Below are 20,665 nucleotides of genomic sequence, written 5' to 3' on the forward strand. Positions count from 1 at the left end.
ACTTCGCAACCATTGTGAACAACGTGGGCAAACAACCGATCGTCATCAATGGTAAAGGTCTAAAATCCGCCAATCAATACTACAACAAACAAATGAGCCACTACCGCAAAGTAGCGAAACAGATGAATGGACTCGATTGGACAAAACGAATGAGCAAGATCACAGAAAAACGAAACCGCATCGTAGAAAACTTTATGCACCAAGCGAGTGCCTTTGTCATCAAACATGCGCTGTCTTTAGACTGCGATACGATTGTGGTGGGGATGAATAAAGATTGGAAGCGTGAAGTCCATCTCGGAAAGCGCACAAATCAAGCGTTCGTTCACATTCCGTATCAAACGTTTCTTCATCAGTTGCAGTACAAAGCAAAACAGCATGGCATTCGTGTCATCGTGACAGAAGAAAGCTATACATCCAAATGCAGTTTTTTAGACATGGAAGAAATCAAAAAGCAAAAACAATACAAAGGAAAACGAATCAAGCGTGGGCTGTTTCAATCTGAAAACGGAACGCTCATCCACGCAGATGTCAATGGGGCATACAACATTATGAGAAAAGTATTCCCAAAGGCGTTTGCCAATGGGATAGTGGGTGTGGGGTTACACCCGATCCGAGTACATGTCGCTTAAACGACGTGGACGGATAAACAATTTTGTTAAAATCTTTATTATTATTCTATGATTTTAATAAAATTGATAACCTGGTGTGGGCTTATTTACTATTTTACAGAGTCTCCGCTATTTACCGGAGAGCAAACGGCGCAATGGATTCGCCATTGGCTGAATTATTTTGGAATTGAAACGAACCGTCCTGTGAGCGATGGGGTGTTTTCGTGGAATTTTATCGTTCGCAAATGTGCGCATATGACGGTGTTTGGAACGTTGGCGTTTCTTGTGTGGAAAGCTATGCACCCGCACCGCTATCGTTATCAGATTGCTTGGGTGTTTACACTCATATATGCCATCTTTGACGAATGGCATCAATCGTTTCAGCCGAAACGAACGGCCTTATTCTCTGACGTTATCATCGATATGATCGGGGCAACGGTTGTTTTATGGATCGTTTGGAAAGCGAATAAGCGGGCATAGTCGCTCGCTTATTCGTTCATTTTTTTCCACTTCGCACCTCTCCCTTTACCGATTGGTGTAATTTTCTTCGCTTCCTTTAATTCATTTAAGACGCGATTAATCGTTGCTTCGCTAATATCAGGACAAGCGTGGCGAATCTCTTCCTTTGTAAAATACCCAACTTTTCCTTCAATAAAATCTTGAATGCGTTTTCGTTTGTTTCCGCGACTTGTTTCTATATAGCCAACACGTTCTTCAAGTTTTTTATATGCGGCAACAATGATCGATAAGAAATAATGCAGCCAAGGGAAAATGTCGTTTTTCCCTTCATGCCAATGGATTGATGAGCGCTTTAGCACGTCGTAATATGTTTCTTTACTTTCCTCAATGAGTGTCTCCATACTAATATAACGACCGACTTCATATCCGGATTTGTATAGTAAAAGAAGAGTTAATAAACGTGACATCCGTCCATTGCCGTCGTGAAATGGATGAATGCAAAGGAAATCTAAAATGAAGGTGGCAATTGCAATTAATGGATGTACGTCACTTTTTTGAACTGTATGTTGAAAAGTCATGCAAAGAAGGCGCATATGTTCATCGGTTTGGAAAGCTGGTACAGGAATAAAACGGATAAACTTTTCACCATTCGGGAGCGTTTCACTTATATAGTTATCTTGATTTTTCCACTCTCCACCTTGCGAAGGAACATACTCGTATAAATTACGATGCAGTTGTTTAATGATAGAAGGGGATAGCGGAATGGCGTCGTATGATGCGTGGATCAGTTTTAACACATTTCGGTATCCGGCAATCTCCCCTTCCGATCGATCCATCGGTAACGTTTGTTCAGCCATAATGCTTTTAAGTCGTTTATCTGTAATGATGATTCCTTCAATCGCATTTGATGATTTTGTGGATTGAATGATTGCTACATTTTTCAGCGTTTCGAGTATTTGAGGAGATTGCTTTTTGTATAAGTCTTGTTTCCCTTTGTATTCATCAATTTTTGTAAGTAGTTGAATCGTTTCCATGGAGTATGGGAGATGTTTCAATAGCTCGTAATTGTATATGCGCATCATATCACCTCATTTATAAATGATTACATTTAATTATAACATAATGAACTCATTCTTATAAAAATATACTCATTACATAAAAAAAGAGAACGTTTCGTTTTAAACGAAACGTTCGTCCGCAGGAAAGACGATGCCTGTTTGTTTTCTCGCTTCTTCCATAATTTTCATCGTTACAAGCGAGTGAGCGTGTGAATTGATTGTTGATTCTTTTTCTCCTCGTTCGATGAGCGTCATAAATTCAAGCGCTTCGTAGTACATTGGCTCATGCGGCTGCGGAACGCTTATTTCTTCGCTTTGTCCGTTGCGGTAATGAATATGTACGCGCGTTGGCGTATGGATCGTGTCGATGACGATCGTTCCTTCTTCCCCTTGAATTTCGGCAGGAGCATAAGAGTTTGCGATTTTAGAATACATGACAACCGCATCCATATCACCGTAATCGAGTATGATGCTTCCTTCACCATCCACGCCGGACGATAAGCGAATGCTATGCGCTTGAATCGATTTTGGTTCACCAAATAACACAACGAGCGGGTATAAACAATACACGCCAAGATCCATTAATGCGCCACTTGAAAAGGCAGGATGAAAGGCGTTGGCGATCGTTCCTTGTTTAAACGCATCGTAGCGCGAAGAGTATTGGCAATAACTTGCGACGTAACGACGGATGCGCCCGATTTTCGGTAAATGGTGTTGAACCGCTTGAAAGTTTGGTAAACACGTCGCCTTCATCGCCTCCATCAACACGACACCATTTTTTTGTGCCGCCTCAATCATCGCTTCCACTTCTTTGGCGTTAGAAGCGAGCGGTTTTTCACATATGACATGTTTGCCGTGATTCATCAGTATCATCGCTTGTTCAGCATGAAAAGCGTTTGGGCTTGCGATATATACGGCATCAATATCGCCGCTTGCGGCAAGTTCGTGTAAATCAGTGAACGTTTGCGTAGCGCCTGTTTTTTCGGCGAAAGCATCCGCCGTTTCTTTTTGGCGAGAATATACAGCTTGTAAATGAAAAGATGGGACTTGTTTGGCGGCGCGAATAAACGCCTCTGTAATCCAGTTTGTTCCGATTGTCGCAAAGCGAATCATTCATTTTCTCTCCCTTTGATATATGTCCAACCGTCTTGTTGGTACACTTTATTTTCTTTCATTAATCGTCCGAGCGCTCGTTTAAAGGCAGCTTTACTCATATGAAAGCGCGCTTGAATATCTTCGGCATCGCTTTTGTCGCCATACGGCATCGCCCCACCGCGACTTTCCAAATAACGATAAATCGTTTCAGCATCCGTTTGTAAGCTTTCTTGTTTACGAGGAAGGAGTGAGACGTTTATCGTTCCGTCTTCTTTTACAGCGATGACGCGTCCTTCCACTAGTTCCCCAAGGCGCGGTTCCCGTCTTCTTTGCGATTCGTGAATAAATCCGAGATAGCCAACGTCTGTGATGAGGAAAGAGCCTGCTTTGATGAGACGATAAATGCGCCCGCGCACGTTTGTATTAAACGCAGAAGTGGGTGCTGGAACGCTTATTTGTTTCATCGTCTCTTCATCAGCCAATTTGGCGAGCAGTCGCCCACGTTTATCTACTTGGAGTGAACAGTACAGTTGATCTCCTTTTTCAGGCCAAAGCGTCGGAAGCGACGGTAAGTCATCGATCGACAATAATATATCTTTTTCAATACCGATATGAACGAAAACGCCTAATTGTGGCACAACATCGACCACTTCCACCCAACCGTATGACGATGTCGTAATGAGCGGTTTTTTCATCGTCGCGCGCATGCGTCCGTCGTGATCGTGATATAAAAATATACAAACGTCCTCTCCGATTTGCAGTTCGCCTTCACATTGACTTTCGTGAAGCAACGCCGTTTCTTTTTCGTTTGTGACGATGTAACCGAACGGTTTTTGTTCTTTTACTTTCCATGTAACGATTTGTCCAATCATGTATCTCTTCCTTTTTGCATAAATTGTTTATTTTTTTATTCTACACGATTTACATGCAGGAAACAAAGGATGTATCTTGTTCGATTTGCGCGTGGTACAATATAAGGAAAGAAAAACAGATTGAGGTGAAAACGATGAATAAAGTCGCCCGAAATGCGTTATGTCCGTGCGGAAGTGGGAAAAAGTATAAACATTGTTGCGGGAATAATGTCATTTCCATTCATAAACTTGTCGATCAAGAAATAGAGCAGCATATGCACGATTTCATTCGCTATGCTGCTTTTGAACATGAGTCATTTTTATATCAACATACAAAAGCATATATCCATCCAAAAGAACGAGATGAAGACGCTCTGATGATTTTTCGATTTTTTATTAGCACATGGGTGATGTTTTTTAAAAAAGATATGCGCGGCATGACCATTCTCGATTACTACTTAAGCACGATTCGTAAACATCACGTCCGTCCGTCTGTATTGTCTATTTTGACGTCTTGGAAAGAAGCGTTTCCGTCATTTGTGCAAATCGATCATATAGACGGTTCGTTTGCGTTCGGAATCGATCTTGTCACAGGTGAAACGAAGCAAATCAAATGTTTAGATCAACATATCGATTACGATCTGGAAGTTGGACAAGTCATAACAGGCATTTTTGTTCCACATGGGCAATATACTGCTTGTTTTTCAACATTTTTCCCGATGCCTCTTGTGTTATCGAACGCTGTAAAACATGTGGTGCAAGAGCATTGGGAGCAATGCAACAAAGACCGTAAACAATGGATAGAGCAATATCCATATATTTTTCAACAGTCGTTAACGATTCCGTTGATTGATACGAACGAGTTGTCACCGAAACATCAAGAAGTATTAACAATACTTGAACAAAAAGCAAACATTGGCGATCGAAGCGTTCTTGATACCGCACGTATCATATGGCGCCAATATTGTCGTGCGAAAAACCCGAACATTCGCAAACCGGAAGTGTATGCGGCTGCGTTGCATTACCTTCTTATCGAAACCATTTTTCAGGAAGAATGGATGTCGCAAAAACAACTTGCACAGATGTACGGCATATCAGCAAGCACGCTTTCTAGGCGCATTGATGATTTGTATCACGCTCTTGAAGATTTAGATTTTATTTTGGAAGAAGAGATCGACGAATTAGCCGAAGCGCTTGAGGGAGATGAAGACTGGGACGAGTGGGATGACGACGATTGGGACGATGATATATTCGAAGTATGTGAAGATTGCGATGAAGAAGAATAGGGAGCGCGCAGGCTCCCTTTTTTATATGAGCTCAATGCCTTCTAAAATCATGCTAGCGAAAAAGCCGCTAATATGATGAAGCGCTTCAAGTACGGCTTTCGGATCGGCGTGAAAAAAGTCTTTCATCATCGGTTGGTTTTGTTCATGAATGAAGGCGAAAATGAAATCCGTTTTGATGCGATTGCTTAGTAACAGCGGGCAATAGCTTAGTTCTAGCTTTCTTTTTATATGTTCTTCACCTTGTGGGTTGCTAAAATGTTTCCAATACACGTCACGCAACGTTGGCAATTGTTCTTGAATTTTTTTATGCGCATCCGTTAGCCAAGCTTGTACAGCTTCTGCAGGTGGAAATTGTTTATTTAATAAAATCAGTTCAAATATTTTTTGTAGGGCAAAACTCGACTCCGTAGCGAAGGCGACATTCGTTAACAGCAAATTCACATATTCTTCTTCATTTTTCGTTTCTAAACGCATGTTCATTAAAATTTCTAATATTTCCGAGTGTACTTTCGTTTTCGTCCAGTCTTTTGTCAGTTGTTGTACAAGTGCCATGACTGTCCGGTTGACCGTGTCATTTGTCCATTGTTCCATCGTGTACACAATCCTTTCTTTTGCGTGTATGTATACCATTAGTTTACCAATGTTATGTCGAAGAAGAAATAGTCAATGGCATAGTCATGTGATATCATTAATAATGTTGTCGAACAATTGAATTGAAGGAGCGTTTTGTATGTCGTTTCAAACGGTTCATATACTTGGAGTTCCGTTTGTGCGCGCAACGATGGATGACATGGTTGCCGTCGTTCATGAGCGCGTCAAACAACAAAAGCCGTGCTTTATCGTCACGGCGAATCCTGAAATTGTAATGAAAGCGAAAGAAGAAGCGTCATATATGGCAACGATTCAACAAGCAGATTATGTCGTTGCCGATGGGATTGGAGTTGTCAAAGCGGCCGAGCTACTTGGCACACCTTTGCCTGAGCGTGTCGCTGGCTACGATTTATTATGTCGATGCTTGCAGCTTGCAAATGAATACGCATATCGCGTATATATGATTGGCGCAAAAGAGGAAGTTGTACAAGCAGCTGCGCAGCATATTCGTCACCATTATCCAAACGTTCGTTTAGTCGGGGTACGCAACGGCTACTTTGATTGGAATGACAAGACGATTGTCGAAGAAGTGAAACAAGCAGAGCCCGACTTCGTTTTCGTTGCGTTAGGAATGGGAAAACAAGAGCAATGGATTGCGGAACATATAGAAACGGTAGGACGAGGTGTATGGATGGGAGTTGGCGGAAGTTTTGATGTGCTTGCTGGGGTGGTCAAGCGCGCCCCTGAACTATGGATTCGTCTTCATTTAGAGTGGCTATATCGTTTATTGAAGCAGCCGACGCGGGCGAAACGAATGTTAGCGTTGCCGCGGTTTGCGTGGACAATTTTAAAGCAAAAGGTTGTCGGAAAATGAGCCAGTCATTTGTTAAAGGGACGATCATTTTAACGGTTGGGACGATCATTTCAAAAGTGCTTGGCAGCATTTTTCGCATTCCGTTGCAAAATATTGCAGGAGATAAAGTGCTTGGCATTTTTAGTCTCGTTTATCCACTCTATATGGTTGCGTTAATTTTATCTGTTGCTGGAATTCCGATTGCTGTATCGAAGTTCATTTCAGAAGCGCGCGCTCGGCAAAAAGAAGACGAGGTAGCGCGACTTGTCCAAACCGCCAGCTTATTGGCATTTAGTTTCGGCGTGCTTAGTTTTTCACTCCTTGCAGGCGGTTCATCTTGGATTGCGAAAGCGCTTGGTGGTCCGGAAGCGCGATTGGCGATCGTTGTCGTTTCCACGACGCTTCTCATCTCGCCGTATATGGCGGTATATCGCGGGTTTTTCCAAGGTCTCGAAAATATGAAGCCGACGGCTGCTTCACAAGTGCTTGAACAGTTTGTCCGGGTTGCGTTCATTTTACTTGTTGCTTTTTATATGGTTCAAGCTGCATATCGCGATGATATCGTTGCAGGGGGGATCATGATCGGCTCGCCGCTCGGTGCGCTAGCAAGTCTCATTTACTTACGTGTATTGTATGCCCGTTCTCCTCATCGCCCGAAGCGCGTGAAACTTTCGCGCACGCAATGGGTACAGACAAGCAAAACGATTTTAAAGCTATCTATCCCGATTGCGCTTGGGGCGCTTGCGATGCCATTTTTAAATTTAGTCGATTCGCTTTCCGTTCCGATTGCTCTTCGTTGGTACGGAGCAGCCGAGGGCGAAACGAGCTATTTATTTGGATTGTATAGCCGCGGGACAGCGCTCGTCCAAATTGCGACGGTGTTTTCATCTTCCCTTGTGCTGCCGCTTATTCCTTTGTTAAGTAAACAAATGGCGAAAGGGGAAACGAGCTTAGCACAGCAAACGGTTCAAAAATCGTTTGACCTATCACATTTTTTATCGTGGCCTATCGCAGCCGGTTTAGCTGGCTTAACCGTTCCTTTAAATATCGCTTTATTTACAAATAACGAAGGAAGCATCACGATGGCAACCGTGCTAGCCAGTTCGGTGTTTACATCGCTTGCTTTGCTTGGAACAGGCATTTTGCAAGGGATTGGCGAGTCAAAACGCGCGGCAGCCATCATTTTAATCGGCTGTATCGTGAAATGGGGAACAAACGTCTTATTCGTTTCGTTATACGGCCTAATTGGTGCAGGGATATCAACGGTATTTACGTATGCGTTTATTACATGGGCGAATCATGTTGCGATTCGTCGACGCATATCGCTCCCGTTTTGGAGCCGAAAAGTCGTCGTATATGTTGCTGCTTCTGTGATGATGGGAGTCGGTTTATTTTTCATTTCTCCAACATGGGGACGACTTGCCTCTTTCGGTTATGTGACAGCTGCGACTGTCGCAGGCGGTTTATTTTACCTTGGGGTTGTGTTGGCGCTCGGTGGTGTGACGCTTCAACAGTTTCGCCAATGGTTGAATCAAACGAAGAAGGGATGAATGATGTGAAAAAGTGGTTGTTATTCATAATGGCCATTTCGCTTCTCCTTGTTGCTCCAGCGATTGGCAAGCGGCATGAAACAGAGTGGAACAATCGAACGTATGAAATGATCATGCCATACGATGAAGTAGAAGCGTGGTTGCAAGAAGATGAAGAACAAGTATGGAAGCAGCTAAAAGAAGCAGGGCTAACAACGGTCAGCGTTGAGGGAGAAACGCTTGATTCACTTGAAAAATCGGGGCGTGTGTTGCTATTCAGAATGGGGGAATGGAAACAAGCGCTCGCATTAGCAAATGAACACGTTGTGACGCCAGCGCGTGGCATCGTCGTTTACCCACTCGACGATACGTTTCCGACTGTTACATCTTTACAAGCGACATTTGGCGATGACGTCAAAGCGATTCAAGTAAACGGAAAGACGTACTATATGATTGAAGGAAATGCGAAAAAAATCGAGCGCGTTCCGCTTGGATATGATGAAACGAAAATTTCTAACCTAATGACACGCGGTTTTATGGTCGTGCTTCGCATTCCAGATGCGCGCGATATGAACGAAGCGAGTGTACGCGTTCTTCAACAAGTCAATACGCTAAAAAACGAACATATATCGAAACTGTTACCGACAGGGGAAGAAGTTGCCGGTTATCCGTCTGATGTTGAAAAATGGGGAAAAAGATGGAACGAAGCAGGCTATGCATTATTGTCAACAGAGTTTTATGAGGCGAAAGGATTGACGACATTAGCGAAAGCGATGAATGTGCATGTCGTTCGTTTGCATAGTTTAAATTTAGAGCAGCGTAAACCAGATGAAGCGGTAGATGTGGCGGTTCGCGCAGTAAAAGAACGAAATATTCGCGCCTTATTTATTCGTCCGTACACATCATTTGATGAGAAGCAAAACATTGAAAAAACGATGACGGTAATGAAACAAATTGTTCAACATATGCCAAATCACTATATGCTCGGCAAGAGCGAACCGTTCGCACCGATTGAACGTTCACAGATGGCGACGATTGGATTTATTGTTGGGGCAGCTGCTTTCGTGTTTCTCGCCGTTCGCTCTCTCGTGTCACCGATCATTGCACCGCTTGCGGCAGGAGGCGTGTTCGTTTTAGGGATTGCCGGTACGGTGTTAGCCATTGATTTAGCCTTAAAAGCACTCGCTTTGCTCATAGCGATCGTCACTCCAATATATGCAGCGAAGCCTTCTTCTGTCCGAGAAGGGTGGCGTGGAACGTTTATCGCATATGGCCGCGCGGTGGCGATTTCATTTATCGGAATAAGCTGGATTGTGACGATGCTGTACGGAAATGAGTATATGGCTTATGTCGGCGAAGGATTTCGCGGAGTAAAGCTCGTTTACGTCGTACCGCTAGCAGCGATGATGTTACTTATATTGCCTTCGCTTATTCAACAGCCACTTTTGGCGTTTTTGAAAAAGCTATGGAAGCAACCGATTACGATTGGACACGTCGTGCTTAGCATGTTCATTCTCGCTCTGCTAGCATACTACGTTTTACGCTCTGGTAATACCGGAACGGCAAGTGCATTTGAACTTGTTTTTAGACAAAAACTTGAAGAATGGCTGTACGTACGTCCGCGCACAAAAGAGTTTTTGCTCGGCTTTCCAGCGTATTTGCTTGCGTTATTTGTTATAAATAAGCAAAAGAAGCTAGGAGCGATCCTTCTTGTCGTCGGAACGATCGGATGGTTATCGATGATCAATACATTTACACATTTGCATATTCCACTATTTATTTCGTTTGTTCGCACGATATATAGTCTCGGGCTTGGATTTATCGTTGGTATCGTGCTTATTTACGTATATGAGTGGGCATGGAAAAAGGTGATAAGATGAACATCGTGTTATCAGGATATTACGGTTTTCATAACGTCGGTGATGAGGCAATTTTATATGCGATCATTCAAGCGCTTCGTGCGCATGATCCGAACGTGCAAGTGACCGTGCTTTCTAACGATCCGGCCTTTACAGAAAAAACGTATGGTGTTCAGGCTGTGAATCGTTGGCGAATCGGTGATATCATTCAAGCTCTTCGTCATAGTGATGGCTTAATTAGCGGTGGGGGCAGTTTGCTTCAAGATCAAACAGGGTGGCGCAGCATTCCGTACTATACAGCCATTATGCAAATCGCGAAATGGTTAGGCAAACCGGTCATGGTTTATGCGCAAGGGATGGGTCCTGTCAACAAAAAGCAAAACCAATGGCTCATGAAATGGACGCTCAATCAAGTCGATCGTCTAACGGTGCGCGATGAGCCATCGGCACAACTATTAAGAACTTTAGGGATCACAAAGCCGATCACTGTCGTGCCTGATCCGGTGATGGCGCTGAAGCCGTCGACAACGCCAACCGTTTGGTGGCAACAACAATCGTTTACACGTCCTGTCATTGCCGTTTCCGTTCGCGATTGGGCGCGCGGTCGCGATTTTGAAAGAAAAGTGGCAACGGCGCTCGACCGTTCCGTTCAAGCAGGTTTTGATGTTGTATTTATCCCGATGCATGGACATCACGATGATGAAACGTCGCGGCGTGTGTTGGCAATGATGAAAGAGCATGCGGTGGTTGCCCCACATGACGCAAGCATGGAAGAAAAAATGGCGATGATTGCAAGCGCGCACTTGCTTGTTGGGATGCGCTTGCACGCATTAATTTTTGCCGCGGTCGGTCATACGCCGTTTATCGCGTTATCGTACGATCCGAAAATTGATGCGTTTGCAAACCAAGCGAATCAACCGGTATTCGCTCACGTGGAAGATGATCACTGGGACGGTGAAGCACTATTTTCATATATTCAACAATGTATGAATAAACGAGAAGAGCGAAAAGAAGCGATGATTCGTGCCGTTGCACCGCTTCAACAAACAGCTGAGCAAACAGCAGGAGAGGCACTCGCTTTGTTTCGAAAGAAAAAATAGGTCGAATGACCTATTTTTTATTTTTGTTATATAATTTTTATGAATCGTCTGATAAAATAGAAAACAATATGTACATATTGTTTTCGTAAGGAGCGTGGATGCGCCGATGTTTACGTTAGGAAAAAAGCTATTGAATCGCTTGCCTTTTAGTAAAAAGTTTATGTTGCTTGCGACCATTTTTATGTTCACTCTTTTTTCGATTAGCGTCTTGTACGTTCGGCTATTGACCGATAAGGCAACGCTAATTGAAAAGGAAAAGCAAGGAGTAGCGTACATTGCTCCGATGATTGATGCAATGTACGGCATACAAAAACATCGCGAATATACGACGACCGTTCTTCTCGGACATGGGAAAGAGGACAAAGTAGCAGAGGCGCAAGCGATGTTAAGAAAATCAATACAAACATTACAAAGTGTACATAAAGAGCAAAAAGCAAACTTTATTGATGAAGAGAAATGGAAACAGCTGTTGCAGCAAATGCAAGATGTGCAAGACAACTGGAAAATGTACACGGCAAGCGAGGCGGTGAAGCGTCATAACGCCCTCGTCTACGATTTGCATCAATTGTTGCTTTATGTCGCTAGCCGTTCGCACGTATCGCTCGATAACGATATGAACAATCATTATTTAGCTCGTTTATTTGTTGAGCATGTGCCATTTCTGACGGAAACGATCGGAGGGGCGCAGTCGTTTGCGGCGGAGTTGACGTTAAAAAGCGAATTGTATGAAATCGAACGTTCAAAAATGACGTATTGGGTAAACGGATTAGAAACGGCGATGCAAACGATCAGCCGTGCAACGACTCCTCTTTTTGTGGACGATGAAAAGATGCGCAAAAAAGTACAGCAATATAACGATATGATCTCAACAGATTTATTAAGTATTTCCAGTTTATTTCAACGCGAATTTTTGCAAACGAATCGCATTTCGTTAACATCGGTTGAATTATATGAAAAAACAAATCATGTGCATGAACAGCTATATGAGTTAGCTCGCTTTTCACTCCATGCGTTTCAAACGCATTTAGATGGCGAATATCGGGCGGTGACCGTTGAAAAATGGTTGACGATCGGCTTAGGGGCGTTCGCTGTGTCAGTTGTTATTTACTTGTTTATCGCTTTTTACATGGCGGTGCGTGAACAAATTGCAGCGATTGAGCAGGCAAGCAAACAAGCGGCAAGCGGGGATTTAACGGTGCAAATGTCCGTCTCGTCAAACGACGAATTTGCTCATATTGCCCAATCGTTCCAATCGCTCGTTGCTTCATTCCGTTCGATGATTAGTGCAAACCAACAATTGACGTATGACGTATCCGCATCCGCCCATGAGCTGACCGCCATTACTGAAGAAGCGGCGCAAGCGATGGAACAAGTCGGGGCGACGATGGAAGAAGTCGCGGCCGGATCGAGCAAGCAACGCATATGGGCGCAGCAAAATGTCGAAGCCGTTCATACGCTTGTCGACGATACAAACTACATTTTATCTCGTTCGCAACAGGCGGCAGAGGCCGCACGAGCGATGACGCGCGAAGCCGAAAAAGGAACAGCGGCGATGGATAAAATGATTGACCAAATGAAGACGATGAGCTATTTTATTACGCAATCGAGCGAATGGATTCAAGCGTTGCATCAACGCTCTGCTGACATTGCCCAAATGGCGACGATGATTACAAACATTGCTGAACAAACGAACTTACTGGCGTTAAATGCGGCGATTGAGGCAGCGCGCGCAGGCGAGCATGGGCGTGGCTTTGCCGTTGTCGCAGACGAAGTAAGAAAACTGGCGGAACAATCGTCTTTATCAGCAAAGCAAATACGCGAACTATTGCAAGAAGTGCAAACAGATACGTCACAATCGGTGGAAGCGATGCAACATGTGCAACAACAGTCCGAAAAAAGTATGACGATCGCACACGAAGCGGACGAAACGTTTAACCGCATTCAACAAACGACTAATCATGTCATGACACAAATGGACGATGTCGCCCAAAAAATTGCGGTGATGACGAACGCGTTTGATGAACTGGCGATGACGATGAAAGAGACGGAAACGATCGCCCAAGAAGCAGAACAGCAAACACAAACAGCGGCAGCTGCTCATGAACAATTGCTTTCTGCCGTTCAAGAAATTGCCGCAAACGTGCAAACGTTAAGCGACAAGGCGCAACATTTAGCGGAAAAAGGAAAGCAATTTACCGTTTAGTCCCGGACGTTTCTCCGGGATTTTTATTGTTAAAATTATGAAAATTCATTATAATAAAGGCGAACGTATATTTGTGAGGGGGATTTCGGATGGAACGGATGGAAGAGTATATTATTATGGAAGAAACAGCTGCGCTCGTGCCGCAATATGATGAATACGGCCGACTCGGCACAATTGTTTATGAAATGTATAACACGTACAAAGTGGACCAGTCGCCGAAACAAATTATGCAACAAAGTTGCCGTTACTATGGAAGCACGTATGAAGGAAAAGTAGAAGCTGCCAAACATATTCTCGGCATTCGGCAAATGGCTCCCGTCTCCGTGTGTGAAGCGCTTCGACTTTACTTCTTTCCAACATGTTCTCCTGACAGCGATCGATGCATATGGATCGCCCAATCTCACATCAAGATGATACAATCACACGAGAAAAAGAAAACGAAAGTCGTTTTAAAAAATAAAAAAGAATTAATTGTTGATATACAAAAAGGGACGATGGAAGGAAAAATGCATAAAACCGCGATGTTGATTTTTATTTTACAACAAAGAATAGTGAATAACTATGAAAAGTAGTGTATAATATTTCGAGAAAGGGAAAAGGGGGAAATGATGAGGACGTTACGAGGGCATCATTTATTATGTGTACACGGGTTTCAAGGAATGGGCTATAGTGAATCGTTCGTCAAAAAAATGAGCGAAATCGTTTCCGACATACGAAATGATGAATACGATTTTCCAATTCGCGTCATCGCCGCCCTCGATGAAGCATGTGATGCATGCCCGCATCATGGGCTAGACCGCTGTGAAGCAGATGAAGCGTCGAACGATCATGTGTTGGCGATGGATCGGCGTGTCATTCATCATTTGCAACTTGAAGAAGGAGCCGTATATATGAAATCTGAGCTCATCGAACGGACGAAACGAATGGTTGAACCGGACGATTTAGACATGCTTTGTGCCGGATGTTCATGGCTATCGTATGGCGTTTGTAAAGACGGAATACGAAAATTGAAAAATTTTTCTGACAAAAACAAATAAAGATGTGCTATGATATATGAAATAAAAATAGAAAGAAAGGGTTATTGCATATGAAAGTCGCAAAATTCGGAGGAAGTTCTGTTGCGAATGCAGCACAATTTCAAAAAGTAGCAAACATCGTCACATCAGATGAAGCGCGCAAATTCGTCGTCGTCTCTGCGCCGGGGAAGCGGTTTAAAGACGACACAAAAATGACAGATTTGTTAATTACACTTGCCAAAAAAGTAATAGAAAATGACATATACGAAGGGGTACTTGCCCAAGTCGTTGCGCGCTATGATGACATTGTAACTGATTTACAATTGTCGCGCGATATTTTAGATGTCATTTCTGCCCATTTACAACAATTGATTGATACGTATCATGACCAGCCAGAACGTTTACTCGATGCATTAAAAGCGAGCGGGGAAGATAACAACGCAAAACTGATGGCACATTATCTCCGTCAGCTCGGATATGAGGCGCATTACGTCAGTCCGAAAGAAGCGGGCATTTTCGTCACAGACGAACCGGGCAATGCTCAAGTGCTGCCTGAATCATACGAACAGCTCGCGAAATTAAATGAACGAAGCGGCATTTTAATTATTCCAGGCTTTTTCGGCTATTCTCGCTCAGGTCATATCGTCACATTCCCGCGCGGCGGTTCGGATATTACAGGTTCGATCGTGGCGGCAGGTGTTGGAGCGGAACTGTATGAAAACTTTACAGACGTCGATTCCATTTATTGCGTTAATCCGTCCATTGTGGAACATCCATGCCAGTTAAAAGAGTTGACGTATCGTGAAATGCGCGAATTGTCGTACGCTGGATTTTCCGTTTTTCACGATGAAGCGCTTGAACCTGTGTATCGTCGCGGCATTCCGGTATGTGTGAAAAACACGAACAATCCAGAAGCGCCAGGAACGATGATCGTCGCAACGAGAGATCATCGTGAACGCCCGGTCGCAGGCATTGCCAGCGATACAGGATTTTGCAGCATCAACGTCAGCAAATATTTAATGAACCGCGAAATCGGATTTGGACGCCGTCTGTTGCAAATTTTAGAAGACGAAGGCATTTCATATGAACATACACCATCAGGCATTGATAACATGTCTGTCATTTTACGTGAAGAACAACTCGCTGGCGACGTCGAGCGACGCGTATTAAATCGCATCGTAAACGAATTGCGTGTCGATGAAGTGTCGATCGAACGGGATTTAGCGCTTATTATGGTCGTTGGAGAAGGAATGGAGCGAAGTGTCGGTATTGCCGCAAAAGCAACAGCTGCTTTTGCCCGTGCCAATGTTAACATCGAAATGATTAACCAAGGTTCATCGGAAGTCAGCATGATGTTTGGCGTGAAGGCCGATGCGGTAGAAAAAGCGGTGCGCGCGCTATACGAAGTATATTTCTAATCGTATAAAAATGGAATAATCGAACAAAATAACCATAGCACACATAAGGGAGGAAAAAAGATGCGCGTGCTATGGTTATTTCTTTTTTTATTCGCCACACCTGTGCAAGCAGCAACATATGAAGAAGCAGTAAAACAGTATGTACAAGACATCGGATGGACGATGGAAGATTTGACGCGTTATTTAGCGAAATGGAATATGACGATTCACGATTTTTCGTCACTCGATGCATTAAAAAAGCAGCTCGGCACCCCGATCACGCCGGAACGTCTTGATGCGTTGCTTTTGCGGTATGACATGACGAGAGAGGAAGCGGAAGCGCTTCTCGGACAGTTCGGTGAACAACTGCAACATTATACGTTTGTCGAAGATTTAGATTATGCGTTATCGTTTTACCGCGACCGTTACGATACGATGCAAGCGATGACAGATATGTTAGCGACAATTGGGCTGACAGAAGAGGAAATTCGCCGTTTATTTGAACGCACCCCTCCATCTGCGAAACAAGCGCTTGAACGTCTTGACGAGCAAATGCAAACGCTCGTGTTGCGCGACCCGTCTATGCCGCTAACAAAACAAGAGCGGGAAACGGTGCTCAACTTCTGGAATGAATGGCTCTCACTTTATCAGCTTCAAGCGAAAGTATATGAAGTAAACGAACGAGGACGAACGCCGATTTCGTTTGAACAATTCCAGACGGTTGCTGCCCCCGTTGTGATGGAATGGTATGATAAGGAAGGGGATTTTGTTGCGGATGTGTACATTCCGCGCGAACGAATGAATGAAAGTGCATGGATTGATGTAAGCGAGCAACTCGCGCATATCGGCAAGATGGCGCTCGATTTAGAAAGCGGCTTGCTCGTTGCGCGCATGCCAAAAACAGCTTCTTCGTACGGAATGAACATGCTCATAGGTCTCGGCTTATTGCTAGCAAGTTTCGTGCTATGGAGGAAAGGGATGTGATGCGGGTCATTGCTATTGCGCTTTTTCTTTTTGGAGCATCTTTCATTTGGGCAAATGCGCTCGGTTGGCATCAAGCATATGAAGCGGTGCAACAAAGTGAACAACCGCATGATGCGATCGGAACGCTTTTCATTCCGAAACTAAACATATATATGCCGATTTATGAAGGCATGGAACAATTGGACAAAGGCGTCGCATACGATGAGCGAAGTGCGCTTCCGGGCGAGGGGAATCATACTATTTTAGCAGGGCATCGGGATACAGTATTTCGTCAGCTCGGTGACATTCAATTAGGTGATGAACTGATCGTACGGACGAACGACAAAACGTGGACATATGTCGTGCAACATATTCGCATCGTTCGTCCTGACGATCAAACGGTGCTCGTTCCAAAAGCGCATCCGACGTTGACGTTAATTACATGTTACCCGTTTCGCTGGATTGGGGATGCGCCGAACCGATATGTCGTTGTAGCGAAACAAAAACGCTAATTCCTTTTTGTATGCATTTGTTGTTTAAATTGTTGCAGAAGCGTTTCACCGTGCAAGCCGCGTTGGACTAAATCTTCTAACACGACTTCAGCTAAGTTGGAGCGTTTGATAATCGTCGCATCCATTAATACGCTCATGCGCTCTCCCATCATCGTCACCGAACGAACGGTGGCACGAATATGGGCGGGATCGTTCGTTGTTCTGGAAATGGTGACGAGTGCATCAAACGTCGTTCCGCTTTCTTTTAACGATGTAAATAGCTCACGATATGTTTGATCCATATATGCTTCGACAAGCCAACGTTTATTTTCATCTTCTTTATTAATCATTAAACCGTCAATGAGCGGAATGTTTTGTTTTTGCTCATGTAATAATGTGAGGGAAACGAGCTTAAATGTTTTCACAAAACCACCTCGCAACAGTAGTTATTTCCATTATATCATACGAACAACAGACAACAAAAAAAGAAAAGAAAAAGTGAAAATTGAATTTTCAAGCCCTTTTTTCGCGGAAAAAGCCGAAAAAAGCGGCAAAAAACGAAGAAAAACGCTTGAAAATTGAAAAATCGAAATTTTACATCTTTTTTATCATCTCGTATCATATGAATCGAGGAGGTGATAGAAAGGTTCCTCTCATTTCCTTCCAAAATGCATCCTCTTACTGCTCCCTCACAGTTTGGCTAGCCCCCTTGCTAGCCTCTTTTTTTCAATTGACCGTCTATGAGGGGAGTGATATGCTAGGGGGGAGAAAGGGGTGAATAAAAAGTGGAGAGCCAAATTTTACAAGCTGTCAAAGAATTGCTGTATGAAGTGCGTGAAATGCGCGCAGAAATGGAAAGTTTCAAACAAGAGATACGTGCGGAAATGGAAAGTTTCAAACAAGAAATGCGCACAGAGATGGAGAACTTTAAACAAGAAATACGCGAAGAAGTAAAAGAACTGCATGTGCGCATCGGAAAGTTAGAAACAAAAGTGGACAAGCTGCACGATAAATTTGAATTGCATGCGCAAAAACAATGGCAAACAGAAGCTGACGTGTATCGGTTAAAAAATTAATTGGCATTGAATAAAGGGCAAAAAAACGCCCCTTTTTTTATTTCAATGCTTCAATCATTTCATCAATCATTTTTATGACTACTTCTTCCACTCGTTTTCGTTTATGGGAAGGCAATGACTGCAACGCATATAACCGCTTTGCAAGCTCACGCTGTTCATTCATATAACGAATAAGCGCGAGTCGTTCTTCATCCATCTCATTCGTTCCGTATGCGAGCTGTACTTCTTGCAATCGTTGTTCATCTGTCGGATGTTTGCCAAGTAAAAAATCAACACTCACACGAAACAAATCGCTCATGTCGATAATGGATTTTAAATCAGGGAGCACTTCCCCGTTTTCCCATTTGCTCACTTTTGAACGAGATACGTTTAGCCGTTGCGCCAACTGCTCTTGCGTCCAATGGTTCGCTTTACGCAAACGTTTAATTTGTTCGCTCATATGTTGTAACATCATCTTCCACCAAATTCCCTTTTTTCTTTTACAATAGAAGAAGAATAGGGAATGTTTTGTTCTTTTTATGAACAAGAAAACAAAATGTTCTAAAATAGAACAAAAACCAACAGAATCTTTGTCGAAAAAAGTTGATTGAATATTCAATTAATGTAAAAATATACATTGGAAAAAGTTGAAGGAGAGGATGAATTGTGAATATTTATTTTTCAAATTTCATTGTTCATCAAACAAAAAGAGGAGGGAAAATGTGTGAGGTACTGATTAAAGAGAAGCCAAATCCCCCATTTCATGAATCACGAACAATTGAGCCAATTCACTTTTCTGATTCACTTCAGTTTATTTCACCGATTGAAAAGTTGCCACTAGAACCGATTCGCTATCGCATGATTACATGTACAACAAAAGACGATCTATTTTTATTTTTTAAAACGATAGACGATCAATTAATGATTGTGATTACGTTTTTGTTTGGAAAAGGAAAAGTGCAAATATGCGTTAAACGCTGGAATGACCTCGAGAAGCGCTACATCCCCGCACCGATGAATGACCTCACCGCTGCTGAAGAACGAGCCATCTTATGTACATTCCGCTCAGTTTCCATTCGTTCCGGGCAGAAAATACGCTATTGTTTATTTTAGTTTTGTGTAAGAGATGAAAGAAAAGAATGTATGTTAATGAAAAATTTATACCAAAAAAACAAAAAATATGTTTGTGAAACATAAAAAATGATGCTAAAATATAACTGTAGTACTATTTCCTTCTGTTTACGATAGAGAGCGGTTGGTGGCCAGAGGCAGAGCAAATGGAATGAACCCGAAAGGCTCGTTGGAAGCGAGTTTTTCGGGTCATTTCATGTTAAGAAAAGAGTGTCCTTTATGCAAAGGACACTCTTTTCTTACTGCTGAGGTGGATATACACGCCACTCACTTAAATCAATGTGTTCTTTTGTCAGTAACGACTTTGGAAAAATGAAGGTCCATGGCTTGCTAGTGTTGGCTTTCACTTCTAGCTGCAATGTGAATGACCCACGTGCAACGATTTCTTTACTTGCATCTTCTACAACAAGTGGCAATTGTTCAAGACGAATGTTTTTATAGCTACCATTACGTATTAAAAGGGTAACAACGAGATGACCTTCTTCATTGATTTTCGCTTGTAGCCCCATGAAATTTAATTCCCCTTCTTTTGGAGGAGTTAATGAACGAACAAGTTGTTCGAGTTTTTGCTTATCTTCATCGGATAATGATTTCTCCCAACTTTCTTCCATGTCCAATGCGTGTTGTTTTTTTAACTCGAATGCTAACTTCCATCCAGTCTCCGGAAGTTCTTTCACGAATAAGTCGTTTTCAGAAAACACAAACGACCAAGGTCGGCTTGAATTTGGTGGTAATTCACCAAGTTCTTTTAATGGAAACACTTTTCGCCCAAGTAATTCACCATTCGGTCCAATCAGTAAAAGAGGTGCATCACCTAACGATAGAGATTGATTTAATGTATGACGGATGAACGCGGTAACGATATAACGTCCATTCTCCTTCTTTAACTCAATTCCAGACAACGATAGTTGGTTCGGTTTTAAAGGCGGCAATTCGTTGTTTAAAAATTGAAAGTAATATTTTTGCTCCGTACTGATTCGCATATGTGGATGAAATGATAATTCTGTCTTTACCCATTCTTCCTTTTGTTCATACTCTTTTTCCAGCAACTGACCAGCGTCAATTGTGCTATCTTCCCCTTGCTTTTTTCGTTTAAAAAATGACAACATCGTTTCTTCCC

At 43.0% G+C, this 20,665-nt stretch carries 22 protein-coding genes; 15 read left to right on the forward strand and 7 right to left on the reverse strand.

Annotated elements, in window-relative coordinates; all coding sequences use genetic code 11:
• The coding region (locus EKC99_RS12205) for an RNA-guided endonuclease InsQ/TnpB family protein (protein ID WP_163152075.1) at window positions 1–629 on the forward strand (629 nt) is incomplete at its 5' end.
• Between the two features lie 48 nt (window positions 630–677).
• The gene (locus EKC99_RS12210; protein WP_163152077.1) at window positions 678–1,088 is read left to right on the forward strand and encodes a VanZ family protein; all 411 of its coding nucleotides are present in this window, start codon (window positions 678–680) and stop codon (window positions 1,086–1,088) included.
• An 8-nt stretch (window positions 1,089–1,096) separates the two neighbouring features.
• On the opposite strand, the gene EKC99_RS12215 is transcribed toward EKC99_RS12210, so the two are convergent.
• The 3 genes from EKC99_RS12215 to EKC99_RS12225 all read right to left on the reverse strand — a co-directional run bounded on the left by EKC99_RS12215 (window position 1,097) and on the right by EKC99_RS12225 (window position 4,092).
• The gene (locus EKC99_RS12215; protein ID WP_136260153.1) at window positions 1,097–2,149 is read right to left on the reverse strand and encodes a Fic family protein; all 1,053 of its coding nucleotides are present in this window, start codon (window positions 2,147–2,149) and stop codon (window positions 1,097–1,099) included.
• 96 nt (window positions 2,150–2,245) lie between these two features.
• A complete protein-coding gene (locus EKC99_RS12220) occupies window positions 2,246–3,238 on the reverse strand; it encodes a Gfo/Idh/MocA family protein (protein ID WP_163152079.1) in 993 nt (330 codons plus the stop codon).
• Complete coding sequence (locus EKC99_RS12225) at window positions 3,235–4,092, reverse strand: CvfB family protein (protein ID WP_163152081.1); 858 nt, start codon at window positions 4,090–4,092, stop codon at window positions 3,235–3,237. The genes EKC99_RS12220 and EKC99_RS12225 overlap by 4 nt, the downstream gene beginning before the upstream one ends.
• A gap of 134 nt (window positions 4,093–4,226) precedes the next feature.
• On the opposite strand from EKC99_RS12225, the gene EKC99_RS12230 reads away from it, so the two are divergent.
• Window positions 4,227–5,357, forward strand: coding sequence for an SEC-C metal-binding domain-containing protein (locus EKC99_RS12230; RefSeq protein ID WP_163152083.1), 1,131 nt, complete (start codon window positions 4,227–4,229; stop codon window positions 5,355–5,357).
• Window positions 5,358–5,378: 21 nt separating this feature from the next.
• On the opposite strand, the gene EKC99_RS12235 is transcribed toward EKC99_RS12230, so the two are convergent.
• Entirely contained in the window at window positions 5,379–5,948 is a 570-nt protein-coding gene (locus EKC99_RS12235) for a hypothetical protein (protein ID WP_240468866.1), read from the reverse strand.
• Window positions 5,949–6,087: 139 nt separating this feature from the next.
• Between EKC99_RS12235 and EKC99_RS12240 the strand changes: the two genes are divergently transcribed.
• From EKC99_RS12240 to EKC99_RS12285, 10 genes are all read left to right on the forward strand, one after another.
• Window positions 6,088–6,822: a WecB/TagA/CpsF family glycosyltransferase gene (locus EKC99_RS12240; protein WP_163152087.1), complete on the forward strand. Its 735-nt coding sequence runs from the start codon at window positions 6,088–6,090 to the stop codon at window positions 6,820–6,822.
• Window positions 6,819–8,351 (forward strand): putative polysaccharide biosynthesis protein, encoded by a 1,533-nt coding sequence (locus tag EKC99_RS12245; RefSeq protein ID WP_163152089.1) that lies wholly within the window; start codon window positions 6,819–6,821, stop codon window positions 8,349–8,351. The genes EKC99_RS12240 and EKC99_RS12245 overlap by 4 nt, the downstream gene beginning before the upstream one ends.
• Complete coding sequence (locus EKC99_RS12250) at window positions 8,348–10,210, forward strand: DUF5693 family protein (RefSeq protein ID WP_240468872.1); 1,863 nt, start codon at window positions 8,348–8,350, stop codon at window positions 10,208–10,210. Before EKC99_RS12245 ends, EKC99_RS12250 begins: the two co-directional genes overlap by 4 nt.
• A complete protein-coding gene (csaB, locus tag EKC99_RS12255; protein WP_240468867.1) occupies window positions 10,207–11,289 on the forward strand; it encodes a polysaccharide pyruvyl transferase CsaB in 1,083 nt (360 codons plus the stop codon). The genes EKC99_RS12250 and csaB overlap by 4 nt, the downstream gene beginning before the upstream one ends.
• A 106-nt stretch (window positions 11,290–11,395) precedes the next feature.
• A complete protein-coding gene (locus tag EKC99_RS12260; protein ID WP_240468868.1) occupies window positions 11,396–13,492 on the forward strand; it encodes a methyl-accepting chemotaxis protein in 2,097 nt (698 codons plus the stop codon).
• A gap of 89 nt (window positions 13,493–13,581) precedes the next feature.
• Window positions 13,582–14,064, forward strand: a complete 483-nt coding sequence (locus tag EKC99_RS12265; protein ID WP_163152098.1) for a competence protein ComK — start codon at window positions 13,582–13,584, stop codon at window positions 14,062–14,064.
• A 36-nt stretch (window positions 14,065–14,100) separates the two neighbouring features.
• Window positions 14,101–14,529 (forward strand): DUF1284 domain-containing protein, encoded by a 429-nt coding sequence (locus EKC99_RS12270; RefSeq protein ID WP_163152117.1) that lies wholly within the window; start codon window positions 14,101–14,103, stop codon window positions 14,527–14,529.
• A 50-nt stretch (window positions 14,530–14,579) separates the two neighbouring features.
• Window positions 14,580–15,926, forward strand: coding sequence for an aspartate kinase (locus tag EKC99_RS12275; protein WP_163152101.1), 1,347 nt, complete (start codon window positions 14,580–14,582; stop codon window positions 15,924–15,926).
• 60 nt (window positions 15,927–15,986) lie between these two features.
• Window positions 15,987–16,889 carry a processed acidic surface protein gene (locus tag EKC99_RS12280; protein WP_163152103.1) on the forward strand — a complete coding sequence of 301 codons (903 nt, stop codon included), beginning with the start codon at window positions 15,987–15,989 and terminating at the stop codon, window positions 16,887–16,889.
• Window positions 16,889–17,380, forward strand: a complete 492-nt coding sequence (locus EKC99_RS12285; RefSeq protein WP_163152119.1) for a class D sortase — start codon at window positions 16,889–16,891, stop codon at window positions 17,378–17,380. The genes EKC99_RS12280 and EKC99_RS12285 overlap by 1 nt, the downstream gene beginning before the upstream one ends.
• Here EKC99_RS12285 and EKC99_RS12290 read toward each other — a convergent pair.
• A complete protein-coding gene (locus tag EKC99_RS12290) occupies window positions 17,377–17,784 on the reverse strand; it encodes a YwpF-like family protein (RefSeq protein WP_163152105.1) in 408 nt (135 codons plus the stop codon). The two genes, EKC99_RS12285 and EKC99_RS12290, sit on opposite strands and share 4 nt — an antisense overlap.
• Before the next feature lie 360 nt (window positions 17,785–18,144).
• Between EKC99_RS12290 and EKC99_RS12295 the strand changes: the two genes are divergently transcribed.
• Window positions 18,145–18,435: a DUF1640 domain-containing protein gene (locus EKC99_RS12295; RefSeq protein WP_163152107.1), complete on the forward strand. Its 291-nt coding sequence runs from the start codon at window positions 18,145–18,147 to the stop codon at window positions 18,433–18,435.
• 37 nt (window positions 18,436–18,472) lie between these two features.
• Here EKC99_RS12295 and EKC99_RS12300 read toward each other — a convergent pair whose 3' ends face one another.
• A complete protein-coding gene (locus EKC99_RS12300; protein WP_240468869.1) occupies window positions 18,473–18,889 on the reverse strand; it encodes a helix-turn-helix domain-containing protein in 417 nt (138 codons plus the stop codon).
• A 188-nt stretch (window positions 18,890–19,077) separates the two neighbouring features.
• On the opposite strand from EKC99_RS12300, the gene EKC99_RS12305 reads away from it, so the two are divergent.
• Window positions 19,078–19,527 (forward strand): hypothetical protein, encoded by a 450-nt coding sequence (locus tag EKC99_RS12305; protein WP_163152123.1) that lies wholly within the window; start codon window positions 19,078–19,080, stop codon window positions 19,525–19,527.
• A gap of 257 nt (window positions 19,528–19,784) precedes the next feature.
• Here the strand turns inward: EKC99_RS12305 and EKC99_RS12310 are convergent, their stop codons facing one another.
• A complete protein-coding gene (locus EKC99_RS12310) occupies window positions 19,785–20,654 on the reverse strand; it encodes an accessory Sec system S-layer assembly protein (RefSeq protein WP_163152109.1) in 870 nt (289 codons plus the stop codon).
• Between the last annotated feature and the right edge of the window lie 11 nt (window positions 20,655–20,665).

This window comes from Anoxybacillus sp. MB8 (genome assembly GCF_011006755.1).
Lineage (GTDB): Bacteria > Bacillota > Bacilli > Bacillales > Anoxybacillaceae > Anoxybacillus > Anoxybacillus gonensis.

Excerpts from the sequence above, each read along its gene's own strand:
- EKC99_RS12225 (WP_163152081.1), bottom strand. The coding sequence starts at position 4,092 with ATGATTGGACAAATCGTTACATGGAAAGTAAAAGAACAAAAACCGTTC.
- EKC99_RS12285 (WP_163152119.1), top strand. The coding sequence starts at position 16,889 with ATGCGGGTCATTGCTATTGCGCTTTTTCTTTTTGGAGCATCTTTCATT.
- EKC99_RS12300 (WP_240468869.1), bottom strand. The coding sequence starts at position 18,889 with ATGATGTTACAACATATGAGCGAACAAATTAAACGTTTGCGTAAAGCG.
- EKC99_RS12250 (WP_240468872.1), top strand. The coding sequence starts at position 8,348 with ATGAATGATGTGAAAAAGTGGTTGTTATTCATAATGGCCATTTCGCTT.
- EKC99_RS12275 (WP_163152101.1), top strand. The coding sequence starts at position 14,580 with ATGAAAGTCGCAAAATTCGGAGGAAGTTCTGTTGCGAATGCAGCACAA.
- EKC99_RS12245 (WP_163152089.1), top strand. The coding sequence starts at position 6,819 with ATGAGCCAGTCATTTGTTAAAGGGACGATCATTTTAACGGTTGGGACG.
- EKC99_RS12230 (WP_163152083.1), top strand. The coding sequence starts at position 4,227 with ATGAATAAAGTCGCCCGAAATGCGTTATGTCCGTGCGGAAGTGGGAAA.
- EKC99_RS12240 (WP_163152087.1), top strand. The coding sequence starts at position 6,088 with ATGTCGTTTCAAACGGTTCATATACTTGGAGTTCCGTTTGTGCGCGCA.
- EKC99_RS12220 (WP_163152079.1), bottom strand. The coding sequence starts at position 3,238 with ATGATTCGCTTTGCGACAATCGGAACAAACTGGATTACAGAGGCGTTT.
- EKC99_RS12215 (WP_136260153.1), bottom strand. The coding sequence starts at position 2,149 with ATGATGCGCATATACAATTACGAGCTATTGAAACATCTCCCATACTCC.
- csaB (WP_240468867.1), top strand. The coding sequence starts at position 10,207 with ATGAACATCGTGTTATCAGGATATTACGGTTTTCATAACGTCGGTGAT.
- EKC99_RS12260 (WP_240468868.1), top strand. The coding sequence starts at position 11,396 with ATGTTTACGTTAGGAAAAAAGCTATTGAATCGCTTGCCTTTTAGTAAA.
- EKC99_RS12235 (WP_240468866.1), bottom strand. The coding sequence starts at position 5,948 with ATGGAACAATGGACAAATGACACGGTCAACCGGACAGTCATGGCACTT.
- EKC99_RS12270 (WP_163152117.1), top strand. The coding sequence starts at position 14,101 with ATGAGGACGTTACGAGGGCATCATTTATTATGTGTACACGGGTTTCAA.
- EKC99_RS12280 (WP_163152103.1), top strand. The coding sequence starts at position 15,987 with ATGCGCGTGCTATGGTTATTTCTTTTTTTATTCGCCACACCTGTGCAA.
- EKC99_RS12265 (WP_163152098.1), top strand. The coding sequence starts at position 13,582 with ATGGAACGGATGGAAGAGTATATTATTATGGAAGAAACAGCTGCGCTC.
- EKC99_RS12310 (WP_163152109.1), bottom strand. The coding sequence starts at position 20,654 with ATGTTGTCATTTTTTAAACGAAAAAAGCAAGGGGAAGATAGCACAATT.
- EKC99_RS12210 (WP_163152077.1), top strand. The coding sequence starts at position 678 with ATGATTTTAATAAAATTGATAACCTGGTGTGGGCTTATTTACTATTTT.